This is a genomic window from Streptomyces sp. NPDC004542 (genome assembly GCF_040610035.1).
GTDB lineage: Bacteria > Actinomycetota > Actinomycetes > Streptomycetales > Streptomycetaceae > Streptomyces.
The window spans coordinates 73,551-86,587 of sequence record NZ_JBEXLP010000016.1 but is presented as its reverse complement, the minus strand read 5'-3'; the positions used below and the strand labels follow the sequence as shown (position 1 = coordinate 86,587).

Here is a 13,037-nt window from a genome sequence, read left to right as displayed (position 1 = left end):
AGCCTAGCGATCGGTCCGGACCGCCGACAGGGCACGTGAGCGGGACTTTCAGGAGTCGGGCGGTTCGGCGCCCACGAGCCACATGGAGAAGAACTGCGATCCCCCGCCGTAGGCGTGCCCGAGCACCTTCCGGGCCCGCTCCACCTGGTGTTCTCCGGCCTGTCCGCGCACCTGGAGGGCGGCCTCCGCGAAACGGATCATGCCGGAGGCGCCGATGGGATTGGTGGACAGCACACCGCCCGACATGTTGACCGGCAGGTCCCCGTCGAGTCCGGTCACGCCGGACTCGGTCAGCTTCCAGCCCTCGCCCTCGTCGGCGAAGCCCAGGTTCTCCAGCCACATCGGCTCGTACCAGGAGAACGGCACGTACATCTCGACGGCGTCGATGTCCCGGCGCGGGTCGGCGATGCCGGCCTGCCGGTAGACGTCGGCGGCGCAGTCCTTGCCGGCCTGCGGGGAGACGAAGTCCTTCCCCGCGAACAGGGTGGGCTCGCTGCGCATGGCACCGCCGAGCATCCAGGCGGGGGGCCGGGGCGCACGAGCCGCGCCGGCCCGGTCGGTGAGGACCATCGCGCAGGCGCCGTCGGAGGACGGACAGGTCTCGGAGTAGCGGATCGGGTCCCACAGCATCGGGGAGGCCTGGACCTTCTCCAACGTGATGTCGTGCTCGTGGAGGTGGGCGTAGGGGTTCTTCAGCGCGTTGCGCCGGTCCTTGTAGGCGACCAGGGAGCCGACCGTGTCGGGCGCCCCGCTGCGCCGCATGTAGGCGCGTACGTGCGGGGCGAAGAAGCCGCCCGCGCCGGCCAGCAGGGGCTGCTGGAAGGGGATGGGCAGGGACAGTCCCCACATGGCGTTCGACTCGGACTGCTTCTCGAAGGCCACGGTGAGCACGGTGCCGTGGACCCGGGCGGCGACGAGGTTCGCGGCGACGAGGGCGGTCGACCCGCCCACGGAGCCGGCCGTGTGCACCCGCAGCATCGGCTTGCCGACCGCGCCGAGCGCGTCGGCGAGGTACAGCTCTGGCATCATGACGCCCTCGAAGAAGTCGGGTGCCTTGCCGATGACGACGGCGTCGATGTCGGCCCACGTCAGCTCGGCGTCGTCCAGCGCCCTTCGGGCCGCCTCCCGGACCAGTCCGGCGATCGACACGTCCCGGCGGGCCGCCACGTGCTTGGTCTGGCCGATCCCTGTGACGGCCACGGGTTCCTTGCTCATCGGGGATCCCCCTCGAGTACGGCGACCAGGTTCTGCTGCAGGCACGGGCCGGACGTGGCGTGCGCCAGGACGCGGTCACCGGCGCCGCGGTGGATGCGGGCGGCGGCCTCGCCGATACGGATGAGCCCGGCGGCCATGACCGGGTGGGCGGCGAGGGCTCCTCCGGAGGGGTTGACGCACACGCTGTCGTCCAGCCGCAGTGCCTTGCGCAGCACGACCTCCTGTGAGCTGAACGGCGCGTGCAGCTCCGCGGTGTCGACCGGCCGTTCGAACGCGCCGGCCTTCTCGGCGGCCAGCCGCGTGGAAGGCGAGCGGGTCAGGTCGCGCACGCCGAGGCCGTGGGCCTCGATGCGGTGGTCGATGCCCCGGATCCAGGCGGGGCGCGCGCACAGCTCGCGGGCCCGTTCCCCGGCCGCCAGGATCACTGCGGCGGCGCCGTCGCCGATGGGCGGGCAGTCGCCGGTGCGCAAGGGGCGTACGAGGTACTCGCCCTGCGGTACCGGGCCGCGCAGCTGGGCATGCGGGTTGCCGGCGGCGTCGGCCCGGCTGCGCGCCCCGATCGCGGCGAGCGCGGACTCGTCGGTCTCCCCCGCGTCGATGAGCGCCTGGGCCTGGAGCGCGGCCAGGGCGACGGAGTCGGGCCACAGCGGGGCGACGTAGTACGGGTCGAGCTGCCGGGTGAGCACGTCGCGCACCGGGCCGGGCGAGGACTTGCCGTAGGCGTAGACGAGCGCGGTGTCGGCGTCCCCGGTGAGCAGTTTGGTCCACGCCTCGTACAGCGCCCACGCGCCGTCCATCTCCACGTGCGACTCGGAGATCGGCGGCCAGGCGCCCACTCCGTCGAGGGCGAGGGTGAAGGAGAAGGCGCGGCCGGCCAGGTAGTCACTGGATCCGGAGCAGGTGAAGCCGATGTCGGCGGTCTTCAGGCCGGTCCGGTCGAGCACGTCGTGCAGCACCGGCATGAGCATCTCCACCTCGGAGAGCTCGTCGCTGGTGCGCCGGTGGTCGGTCTGCGCGAAGGCGACGACCGCGATGTCCCGCGTCACAACAGCTCCTTGTACGTCTCGTAGTCCGCGTCGGGTTCGCCGGTGGGCCGGTAGTGGTCGGGGTAGCGGGCGCCCTCGGTCCACACCGGCTCCACGCGCAGGCCCATCCGCACCTGGTCGTAGGGGATGCCGCCGATGCGGCCGTGCAGGGCGAGGTCGGCGCCGTCGAGGGCGATGTGCGCGTAGACGTACGGCACTTCGATGTCCAGGTTCTTCGCCTTGATGTTGACGATGCAGAAGGTGGTCACCGTGCCGCGGGGGCCGACCTCGACCTGTTCGCAGGTGGCGACCCCGCAGGTGGGGCAGGCGCCCCTGGGCGGGACGTACACCTTGCGGCAGCTCGGGCAGCGTTCCCCGACCGTGCGGCGGCCGGAGAGGGCGGTGATGTAGGCGGTCTGGGCGCGGCCGGGCGAGTAGGTGTAGTCGAGGCGGGCGGGGGCGACGATGCCGGTGACCGGTTCCCCGGACTCCCCCGCGTCAGCGGTGACCACGGTGTCGTCACCGTCGTACGGCTCGAAGCAGGCGATGTCGGTGATGGCGCCGGTGCGCTCCTCGGCCCAGCGGATCCGGACCCGCAGACCTGTGCGCACGGCGTCGGGACCGGGTGCGTCGACGGCGTGCAGCAGGGCGGTGTCGGCGCCGTCGAGCCGGACCAGGGCCCAGGCGAAGGGGGTGGCGAGGGGCTGGCCGCGGCGGGGGTCGGGGTTCCAGGCCCAGGTGGTGACCGTGCCGGTGGAGGCCACGGGGACGAGCTCGCGGATCTCCTCGGCGGTCACGGGGTCGTACTCGACGGGCGGGACGAGCGTGCGTCCGTCGCCGGTGCGCACCCCCAGGACCACCCGTTCGCGCAGACCGGTGAGGAAGGCGCTCTGGACCGGGCCGAGGGAGCGGGTGAAGGGGAACTCGACGACGAGTGGCGCTTTGAGGACTTCGGGCATCGAAGGCTCTCCTCGGGGTCAGGCTCGCTTGTAGACGGGGGGCCGTTTCTCCGCGAAGGCGCGGGCGCCCTCCTTGGCGTCGGCGGTGTCGAAGACGGGCCGGCCGCGTTCGAGTTCGGCGGCCAGACCGTCGGTCTCGGTCATCTCGGCGGTCTCGTACACCGACGCCTTGACGGCCTCGACGGCGAGCGGGCCGCAGGCGTTGATCTGTTCGGCGATCTCCAGGGCCTTGGCGAGCGCGGTGCCGTCGGGGACGACATGGCCGACGAGTCCGATGCCGGCGGCCTCGCGGGCGGTGTACGGCCGTCCGGTGAGCAGCATCTCCAGGGCGTGGGTGCGCGGGATCTGGCGTTGCAGCCGGACCGTGGAGCCGCCGATCGGGAACAGCCCGCGCCTGACCTCGAACAGGCCGAAGGTCGCGGACTCGCCCGCGACCCTGATGTCGGTGCCCTGGAGGATCTCCGTACCGCCCGCGACGCAGTGGCCCTCGACGGCGGCGATCACCGGCTTGCGCGGGCGGTGGTGCCGCAGCATCGCCTTCCAGTGCAGGTCGGGGTCGGCCTTGAGCCGGTCCCGGTGGTGCTGCCCTGCCATGCCCTGGCCGGCCAGGGCCTTGAGGTCCATCCCGGCGCAGAAGGCGCCGCCGGCTCCGGTGAGCACGACGGAGCGCACCGCGTCGTCCGCGTCGGCCTCCAGCCAGCCGTCGTACAGGCCGACGAGCATCGGCAGCGAGAGCGCGTTCTTGGCCTCGGGCCGGTTGAGCGTGAGCACCAGCGTGCCGCCCTCGCGCCGCACGGTGAGGTGTTCGGTTCCACCCATGCCCCTCTCCCCTCTGACAGAACGAGAACAGGTTGCAGTAGTGGAGGGGGCACTTCAAGGGTTTTCTGACAGACAGTCAGATTTCTCTGCGGGAAGCCTTCACAGTTGCGGTGCCCTTTGCTCTGATGACCGGCGGACCGACAGATGCCAGGTACGACTGCCCGGGGTCAGGAGGAGCGGTGGAGTACAACCTTGCCGATCTGTTCGAGTCGGTCGTCGACGTGGTACCGGACCGCGAGGCGCTCGTGTACCTCGACCACCCCGGCACCGGTGCCGAGCGCCGTCTGACGTACGCGGAGCTGGACGCCGCAGCCAACCGCATCGCCCACCATCTGATCGACAGCGGGATCCGGCCCGGTGAGCATCTGGGTCTGCACCTGTACAACGGCGTCGAGTACCTGCAGACGGTGCTGGGCTGCCTCAAGGCCAGGATCGTGCCGGTCAACGTCAACTACCGCTATGTCGAGGAGGAGCTGGTCTACCTCTACCGGGACGCCGACCTGGTCGCGCTGGTCTTCGACGGGGAGTTCGGCGACCGGGTGGCGGCGGCGCGGCCACGCGCGCCGGAGCTGCGGCACCTGCTGAGCGTGGGCGGGCCGGCGCGGGTGCCCGGCGCTGTCCGGTTTTCCGAGGCCGAGGCCGCCGGATCATCCGAGCGCGGCTTCCCGGCGCGTTCCGGCGACGACCAGTTCATCATCTACACCGGCGGGACGACCGGCATGCCCAAGGGCGTGATGTGGCGTCAGGAGGACCTGTTCTTCGCCGGGCTGGGCGGCGGGGCGCCGACCGGTGACCCGGTGAAGAGACCGCAGGAGCTGGCCGAGCGGGTCGCCGCGGGCGGCTCGGGGATCACCTTCTTCCCCACTCCCCCGCTGATGCACGGCACCTCCACCCTCACCGCGTTCATCGGCTTCAATTTCGGGCAACGGGTCGTCATCCACCGCAAGTTCGTCCCCGAGGAGGTGCTGCGGACGGTCGTAAGGGAGCGGGTCACCAGTATGTCCCTGGTCGGCGACGCGATGCTGCGCCCGCTGATCGACGCGCTGAACGGGCCCATGAAGGGCACGGACTGCTCCTCCGTGTTCAGCGTCTCGTCCTCGGGCGCGGTCATGTCGGAGACGGTGCGCCGGCAGTTCCGGGAGCTGGTCCCGAACGCGATGCTGCTGAACAACTTCGGCTCCTCCGAATCCGGGTTCAACGGAACGGCGACAGAGGACTCCGGTCCCGAGCGCGGTTTCCGCATCCGCGTCAACTCCCGTACGCGGGTGGTCGATCCGGCCACCCACGAGCCGGTCGCCCCCGGCGAGACCGGCCGTGTCGCGCAGTGCGGCCACGTACCGCTCGGCTACTACAACGACCCGGGGAAGACCGACGAGACCTTCTTCGAGAAGGACGGCCGGCGCTGGGTGCTGCTCGGCGACATGGCGACCGTCGACGAGGAGGGCGTCGTCACCGTCCTCGGGCGCGGCTCCCAGTGCATCAACACCGGCGGCGAGAAGGTCTATCCGGAGGAGGTCGAGCAGGCGCTCAAGTCGCATCCGGACGTGTACGACGCCCTGGTGACCGGGGTGCCGGACGCGACCTGGGGCAACCACGTCGCGGCGGTGGTGCAGTTGCGCGAGGGCGCCGCCCGGCCGTCCCTGGCCGACATCCAGGCGCACTGCCGTACCCACCTCGCCGGATACAAGGTCCCGCGCCAGCTGGTGATCACGGACCGCGTCCAGCGGTCGCCGAGCGGCAAGGCCGATTACCGGTGGGCGCGGGAGGTGGCGGTGGCGGCGGACCGGTAGCCGCCGGCGATTCCGACCGGGTGATCGTGGCGGCGTACCCTGTGCGCGGCCGGCCTCCGCCTTTGAACGAAAGGTGACGGCCGGTCGTACGGGAGGCGACGGAACAGACTCCGTCGCACCAGCACCGGGTTACGCACGGAAGGACCTTCGGGTGTCGCACCTCACGCCCCCTCGCCAACTGCCGGACGCGGACGCCGGGGCGGGCCCGGATCCCGACGCGACGGCGACGGACGCGACCCCGGGGGACTCCGGGACAGCCGGACGGACCGGGGCGGACGCGAGCCCCGAGACGGACGCGAGCCCCGAGACGGACGAGCGGGCGGAGGATACCGGCGAGGAGGAGCGCGGCGGGACCGCCGCCGACGCCGCCTCCCCCGCCCGCCCCGGCCGGTTCGACTGGCGCCGTCGCCACCCCCGGGCCGCGCGTGCGGTGCGGGGGGGCACGACCGTCCTGGCCGGTGCGCTGGTGCTCACCGTGCTCCTCGTGCCCAACCGCCTCGACTGGATCACCGTCCGGTCGTTCCTCCGTCTGCCGGTCGAGGCGGTCTTCCTCGCGGCCGTCCTCCTCGCGCTGCCGTCGAGGGCGCGGCGGATCACGGCCGGGGTCCTGGGGGTGTTCCTCGGGCTGTCCGCCCTCCTGAAGTGCCTCGACATGGGCTTCCGCCAGACCCTGGCCCGGCCGTTCGACCTGGTCTTCGACTGGGTGCTGCTGAACGACGCGGCGGACTTCCTCAAGGACTCGCTCGGCCGCCCGGGTGAGGTGCTCGCGGTGGCCGGGGTGATCGTCCTGGTCGTCGCGGTGCTCGTGGTGAGCGCGCTCGCGATGGTGCGGCTGGCGAACGTGCTGGCCCGGCACCGGCCCGTGGCCGTACGCACCACGCTGGTCCTGGGCGTCGTGTGGATCATCTGCTTCACCCTGGGCGTGCAGTCCGGCGGGGTCACCTTCGCCACCAAGGGCTACGCCCAGTACCTGGCCAACCGTGTGCGTTACGTCCGCGACGGCCTCGGGGACGCCGAGGTCTTCAAGAAGCAGCTCCCCGTGGACGCCTTCGCCGACACCCCGTCCGACCAGCTGCTGACCGGGCTGCGCGGCAAGGACGTCATGTTCACCTTCATCGAGAGCTACGGCCGCGTGGCCATCGACGATCCGGCGATGGGACCCGAGGTCGACGCGACGCTCAAGGAGGGCGACGCGAGGCTCGAGGCGGCGGGCTTCTCGGCGCGCAGCGGCTGGCTCCGGTCGCCGGTGACGGGCGCCGGCAGCTGGCTCGCCCACTCGACGTTCCTGTCCGGCCTGTGGGTCAAGAACCAGCAGCGGTACCGGACCCTGACCAGCAGTGACCGCGCGACCCTCACCAGCTACTTCCGGAAAACCGGCGCCTGGCGGACCGTCGGCATCGTCCCGGGCGTCCGCAAGGCCTGGCCGGAGGGCACCTACTTCGGACTCGACCACATCTACGACTCGACGCACCTGGGCTACCAGGGCCCGTACTTCAGCTGGACGCCGGTGCCGGACCAGTTCAGCCTGGAGGCCTTCCAGAAGCTGGAGCACGGCAAGAGGAACCGCGACCCGATCATGGCGGAGATCATCCTCGCCTCCAGCCACAACCCCTGGTCCCCCATCGCCCACATGATCGACTGGAAGGACCTCGGGAACGGCTCGGTCTTCTACAAGATCAAGAAAGAGGGCACGGACCCCACCGAGGTCTGGAAGAGCGCGAAGCGGGTGCGGACCGAGTACCGCAAGGCCATCCAGTACTCCCTGGACAGCCTGACGCAATGGGTCCAGCGCTACGGCGACGACAGGACCGTCCTCGTCTTCCTCGGCGACCACCAGCCCGTCCCGACGGTCACGGGGGGCAGCACCAGCAGGGACGTGCCCGTCACCATCGTCGCCCGCGACCCGAAGGTGCTGGACCGCATCTCCGGCTGGGGCTGGACGGAGGGACTCAAGCCCGCGGCCGACGCGCCCGAATGGGCGATGAACACCTTCCGCGACCGCTTCATGACGGCGTACGGCCCGAACGGCGGCTGAGCGGGGGCGCGCCGCCGCCGGGTGCGCGGGCAGATCCCCGCGCTCCGGCCCGGGCGGGCGCCCGACGCCTGGTGCCCGGAAAAGTGCGGCCGGACCTCTTGCCCGGGGCGGGGTGGGCTGCGTTAACTGATCCCGAGTGGATCGACCGAACGATCGGTCGACGGGGCGGGGCGCGGCCGGCGAGGGAGAAGTGCCATGGCGGAGACGAGCGACCTGCTCGACGCGGGAGAACGGCTCGACGCCCAGGCGCTGCGGGCGCTGCAACTGGAGCGGCTCGGGACCTCCCTCCGGCACGCCTATGACCACGTGCCCTTCTACCGGGAGTCCTTCGACAAGGCAGGGGTCCGCCCTCAGGACTGCCGCTCGCTCGCCGACCTGGCCCTTTTCCCCTTCACCACCAAGGCCGACCTGCGGGAGAACTACCCGTACGGGATGTTCGCCGTGCCCCGCGAGCGGATCCGCCGCATCCACGCCTCCAGCGGCACCACGGGACGCCCGACGGTGGTCGGGTACACGGACGACGACCTGTCCCTGTGGGCCGACATGGTGGCCCGTTCCCTCCGGGCGGCGGGCGCGCGGCCCGGCGACACGGTTCACGTGGCCTACGGCTATGGACTGTTCACCGGCGGTCTGGGCGCCCACTACGGCGCCGAGCGCCTGGGCTGCACGGTCGTCCCGGCCTCCGGTGGCATGACGGCCCGGCAGGTCCAGCTGATCCAGGACCTGCGGCCCGGGATCATCATGGTCACGCCCTCGTACATGCTCACCCTGCTCGACGAGTTCGAACGGCAGGGCGTCGACCCGCGCTCCACCTCCCTGCGGGCCGGTGTGTTCGGCGCCGAGCCGTGGACCGAGGAGATGCGGCGGGAGATCGAGGAACGGTTCGCGATCGACGCGGTCGACATCTACGGGCTGTCGGAGGTGATCGGCCCCGGCGTGGCCCAGGAGTGCGTGGAGACCAAGGACGGCCTGCACATCTGGGAGGACCACTTCTTCCCCGAGGTCGTAGACCCGGTCACCGGCGAGGTGCTGCCGGACGGCGAGGAGGGCGAGCTGGTCCTCACCTCGCTGACCAAGGAGGCGATGCCGGTGATCCGGTACCGCACCCGTGACCTGACCCGGCTGCTGCCGGGCACGGCCCGGGTGTTCCGGCGGATGCGGAAGGTCACCGGCCGCAGCGACGACATGGTGATCCTGCGCGGGGTGAACCTCTTCCCGACGCAGATCGAGGAGATCGTCCTGCGCACCCCGGCCGTCGCCCCGCACTTCCAGCTGCGCCTCACCCGCGAGGGCCGCCTGGACGCCCTCACCGTGCGGGCCGAGGCCCGCCCCGGCGCCGGCCCGGAGGCCCGGGAGGCGGCGGCCCGGGACATCACGGCGGCCGTGAAGGACGGCATCGGCGTCTCCGTCACCGTCGAGATCGTCGAACCGGAGTCGCTGGAGCGCTCGCTGGGCAAGCTCCGCCGCATCGTGGACCTCCGCCCCCGCTCCTGACCGGTACACCGGTACGCCCAGGGCCGGTCGTCAGCCGGCGGGATCGAGCACGACCGGCAGCTCGGCGAGACCGCGGAAGGCCGGGAAGGGGACCTCCAGCCATCGTGCCCGGCCGGCCGGAGCCGTCCCCGGGAACCGGTCGAACAGAGCGGTGAGGGCGAGCTGTGTCTCCAGCCGGGCCAGCGGGGCTCCCAGGCAGTAGTGGCTGCCGTGCCCGAAGCCGAGATGGGCGTCCTGCGCGTTCCCCGGCCGCCGCACGTCGAACTCGTCCGGGGCGTCGAACTTCCGCGGGTCGCGGTTGGCTGAGCTGAGCGCGATCTGGACCAGGGCGCCCTTGGGGATCCGCGTCCCGGCGTACTCCACGTCCTCGGTCGCGTAGCGGAACGTCCCGCTCTCCACGGAGCCCTCGTAGCGCACCAGTTCCTCGACCGCCGCCCGGATCAGCCCGGGGTCCTCGCGCACGGCACGGAGCTGCGCGGGACGGGACAGGAAGTGGTGGACGGCGTTGCCGATGAGGTACGCGGTCGTCTTGTGGCCCGCGAACATCAGCAGGAAGGCGGTGGAGACCAGCTCGTTCTCGGAGAGCCCGCCGTCGTTGTCCCGGACCGCGGTGAGGGCGCTCAGCAGGTCGTCGCCCGGCCGGCGGCGCTTGGCCGCGATGAGGTCCGTGAAGTACGCGTGCAGATCCTCCTCCGCCTTCTGCTGGGCCCGCTTGGCCTCCTCGCCGAAACCGGTCTGCGCCACCGTGGTGGACAGGTGCTGCATCCGCGACCGCTCCCCCGGCGGCACGCCGAGCAGGTCGCAGAGCACGATGACCGGCAGCGGGAACGCGAACGCGGGCAGCAGGTCGAAGGGCTCCCGGACCGGGCACGCGTCGAGCAGGCTGCCGACGACGGCTTGGATCCCCGGCCGCAGAGCATGCACGCGGCGCGGGGTGAACGCGGAGCTCACCAGCCTGCGCAGCCGGGTGTGCTTGGGCGCGTCGGAGTTGAGCATGTTGTCGTCCAGCGCGACGGACGAGTCACCGAAGATCCTCCGGTAGGCGTCCATGGCCCCGTACATGTCCTTGCTCAGCCGCGGGTCCGACAGGGCGGCCCGCGCGTCCTCGTACCGTGTGATCAGGTACGTCTCGTTGCCGTGCGGCGGTCTCAGGGGGCAGACCGGCGCGGCCTGGCGGAGACGGGCGTAGACCGGATGAGGATCCCTCCGGAACTGCGGGGTGCACCCCTCGGCCGCGGCGACGGCCTCCTGCGTGGTGGTCACGGGCGCCTCCCCAGGTCGAAGAGGGCCTCGGCGTTGCCGCCGAGGACGAGCCGCTGGGACGCCTTGTCGAGCGGCAGCTTCTCGATCATGCGGATGGCTTCCTCCAGCGGCGCCGCCAGCGGCGGTGAGTCGGTGCCGAACAGCATCCGCTCGGGCCCCAGCACCTCCGCGTTCAGGCTCAGGTGCGCCGGGCTGAACGGGCTCGTGTCGACGTACATGCGCCGGAGCGCCGCGGCCGGGTCGGCGGGCGGGGCCCCGGCCGCCCGCCGGGCCGGGGCCGCCCCGGGCCGGCCGGGGGGCGGCGCGTTCCCGGCCCAGTGCCGGGGGCGCGCCGCCGTCCGCAGGCGCTCCGGCAGCAGCGCCATCGCGCCGCCGCCGGTCGCGCCGATCAGGCGGAGACCGGGGTACTTGTCCAGCCATCCCGCGAACGCGATCATGGCCATGCCCACGGTGATGTCGCCGAACCGGCCGATCTGCTCCACGAACCCGGTCTCGTCGACCCGTTCGGTGCCGACCGGTTCGGCCGGTGCGTGCACCAGGACGGGCACGCCCGTCTCCGCGGCCAGCGCGAAGAAGGAGTCGGCCCGTGGCGAGCCGAGCAGCTCCCCGTGCACGCTGGACGTGGTGATCAGTCCGACGAAGGCGGGGTCGGCCAGGGTCTCCCGCACCCCTTCGAGGTGGTCGTCGTCGCCGAACGGGTTGGCGTACACGTATCCGCGCAACTGGTCCGGGAACCTGCCGATGAGGCCCGACATCCAGGCGTGGAAGCCGCGCAGCCGGTCCCGTGGCTGCGCGTAGTTGTCGACGCCCGCGACCCGCGCCATCGCGCCGGCCCCGACGGGGCTGCCGATCACGGTGAGGTCGATCCCGGCCTCGGCGCGAGCGGCGAGCATGCCGTCGACGTCGGTCAGGCTCGGAGGCATGGGGAAGCGTTCGGCCGCCTCCGGTGGGGACAGGTGCCCGTGGATGTCGATGATCACGTGTCGCTTCCCGTTCTCGGTGTGAGTGCCCGGGCGACCGCGGCGCAGTCCTGGTCGCCCAGCCCTTGCTCGGTGGCGCGGACGTGGGTCTCCGCCGCGGCGGTCGCCAGCGGCAGGCTCAGGCCGGCCGCCGCTGCCTGCTTGGAAGCGAGCATGAGGTCTTTGGTCATCAGCCGCAGCCGGAAGTCCGGCTCCTCGAAGCGGCCGGAGGCCAGGCGCCGCGACTTGAACGCCATGACCGGCGAGGCGAATCCGCTGCCCGCGATCGTCCTGAGGACCAGCTGCCGGTCGAGTCCCGAGGCGGCGGCGAGTTCACCGGCCTCCGCCAGGGCCTGCACCTCTATGCCCATCAGCAGGTTGAGGAGCAGTTTCATCCGCATGCCGGAACCGAGTGCGCCCAGATGGACGACCTCCTTGCTCAGCATCCGCAGCAGCGGCCGGCCGGCCTCGAACACCGGCTCCTCACCGCCGACGAACAGCCGCAGCTCGCCGTCACGGGCGTGGTCGCGGTTGCCGAGCATGCCCACGTCCAGGACCGACGGGACGTCCCCGGCGATCTGGACGACCTCTTCGGGCGCGACGGTGCTCGCGCAGATCAGGACGCCGGGGTAGGTGCCCCGGGCAAGCGCCCCGTCCGGTCCGCGCAGCACGGCGCTCAGGGCTTCGCCGTCGGTGACGGCGCAGATGGCGGCCCTCGTGCCCGCGACGGCGTCGGCGGGGTGGAGTGCCACGAAGGCGCCCGCCTCGGCGAGCGCTCCGGCCCGGTCCGCGGTGCGGTTCCAGACCCGCACCGGTACCCCCTGGTCGAGGAGGCGGGCGGCGAGGCCGGCGCCCATCGTGCCCAGCCCGAGCACGGCCACGGGGTCGTTGGCCCGCCGGGTCATGACGTCACCCCCCGGGTCTCCTTGACGACCCGGAACCGCAGCGACTGCGTCGAGTCGACCCATTCGCGCAGCGGGGCCACCAGCGCGCGGTGTTCCTCGCTGCGCTGCCAGGCGAAGAAGGCCTCGGCCGTCTCCCACTCGCTGGTGATCACCCACTGCCGGGAGTCGTCCACGGGTTCGCCCAGCCTCTCGACGATGTGGCCGGGGGTGCGCGCCACCGACGTCCGGATCCGGTCGTAGAGATCCAGGAACCCCTGCTCGCCGCCCTCGATCACGCGGACCGTGAAGACGACGGCCAGCTTCTCGGCCGGACGGCCCTGCTGCTCGGTGTCCATGTCTCCTCCTGGTGGTGAGATCCGGCAGGACACGCATCCCACCGACTCACGACGCCCGTGTGGACGCAACTCCGAACGGGGGAAGGGCCAGCGGGCGCAAGGGGTTCACGCTCCGCGGTTACTCCGTCCGGGTGGGTGACAGGCAGGGGGCGACAGGCGGGGGCGGCACCGTTCGCCGCCCGGCCGCCGGACCCGGGCCGTCTCACCCGGACGGGGGCACCGCCGCCCCCTCGCGGAC

General features: G+C 72.1%; 11 protein-coding genes. 3 read left to right on the top strand and 8 right to left on the bottom strand.

Going from position 1 to position 13,037, the window contains the following annotated elements; genetic code table 11:
* Positions 1-48 precede the first annotated feature (48 nt).
* From ABZX30_RS12505 to ABZX30_RS12490, 4 genes are read right to left on the bottom strand one after another with little or no spacing between them, the layout of a single operon-like run.
* The gene (locus tag ABZX30_RS12505; protein WP_355932268.1) at positions 49-1,215 is read right to left on the bottom strand and encodes a thiolase domain-containing protein; all 1,167 of its coding nucleotides are present in this window, start codon (positions 1,213-1,215) and stop codon (positions 49-51) included.
* Positions 1,212-2,261 (bottom strand): thiolase domain-containing protein, encoded by a 1,050-nt coding sequence (locus tag ABZX30_RS12500; protein ID WP_355932265.1) that lies wholly within the window; start codon positions 2,259-2,261, stop codon positions 1,212-1,214. The genes ABZX30_RS12505 and ABZX30_RS12500 overlap by 4 nt, the downstream gene beginning before the upstream one ends.
* Entirely contained in the window at positions 2,258-3,199 is a 942-nt protein-coding gene (locus ABZX30_RS12495) for an OB-fold domain-containing protein (protein WP_355932264.1), read from the bottom strand. The genes ABZX30_RS12500 and ABZX30_RS12495 overlap by 4 nt, the downstream gene beginning before the upstream one ends.
* A gap of 18 nt (positions 3,200-3,217) precedes the next feature.
* A complete protein-coding gene (locus ABZX30_RS12490; protein ID WP_355932261.1) occupies positions 3,218-4,018 on the bottom strand; it encodes a crotonase/enoyl-CoA hydratase family protein in 801 nt (266 codons plus the stop codon).
* 179 nt (positions 4,019-4,197) lie between these two features.
* On the opposite strand from ABZX30_RS12490, the gene ABZX30_RS12485 reads away from it, so the two are divergent.
* The 3 genes from ABZX30_RS12485 (at position 4,198) to paaK (ending at position 9,337) form a co-directional block, all read left to right on the top strand.
* The gene (locus tag ABZX30_RS12485; RefSeq protein ID WP_355932259.1) at positions 4,198-5,808 is read left to right on the top strand and encodes an acyl-CoA synthetase; all 1,611 of its coding nucleotides are present in this window, start codon (positions 4,198-4,200) and stop codon (positions 5,806-5,808) included.
* 151 nt (positions 5,809-5,959) lie between these two features.
* On the top strand, positions 5,960-7,843 hold the full coding sequence (locus ABZX30_RS12480; protein WP_355932256.1) for a sulfatase: 1,884 nt from the start codon (positions 5,960-5,962) through the stop codon (positions 7,841-7,843).
* Between the two features lie 195 nt (positions 7,844-8,038).
* A complete protein-coding gene (gene paaK, locus ABZX30_RS12475) occupies positions 8,039-9,337 on the top strand; it encodes a phenylacetate--CoA ligase PaaK (protein WP_355932254.1) in 1,299 nt (432 codons plus the stop codon).
* A 30-nt stretch (positions 9,338-9,367) separates the two neighbouring features.
* Here paaK and ABZX30_RS12470 read toward each other — a convergent pair whose 3' ends face one another.
* The 4 genes from ABZX30_RS12470 to ABZX30_RS12455 are packed head-to-tail and all read right to left on the bottom strand — an operon-like array spanning position 9,368 to position 12,799.
* Positions 9,368-10,600: a cytochrome P450 gene (locus ABZX30_RS12470; RefSeq protein ID WP_355932252.1), complete on the bottom strand. Its 1,233-nt coding sequence runs from the start codon at positions 10,598-10,600 to the stop codon at positions 9,368-9,370.
* A complete protein-coding gene (locus ABZX30_RS12465) occupies positions 10,597-11,580 on the bottom strand; it encodes an amidohydrolase family protein (RefSeq protein ID WP_355932249.1) in 984 nt (327 codons plus the stop codon). Before ABZX30_RS12465 ends, ABZX30_RS12470 begins: the two co-directional genes overlap by 4 nt.
* Entirely contained in the window at positions 11,577-12,464 is an 888-nt protein-coding gene (locus ABZX30_RS12460) for an NAD(P)-dependent oxidoreductase (RefSeq protein ID WP_355932246.1), read from the bottom strand. Before ABZX30_RS12460 ends, ABZX30_RS12465 begins: the two co-directional genes overlap by 4 nt.
* A complete protein-coding gene (locus ABZX30_RS12455; RefSeq protein WP_355932243.1) occupies positions 12,461-12,799 on the bottom strand; it encodes an antibiotic biosynthesis monooxygenase family protein in 339 nt (112 codons plus the stop codon). The genes ABZX30_RS12460 and ABZX30_RS12455 overlap by 4 nt, the downstream gene beginning before the upstream one ends.
* Between the last annotated feature and the right edge of the window lie 238 nt (positions 12,800-13,037).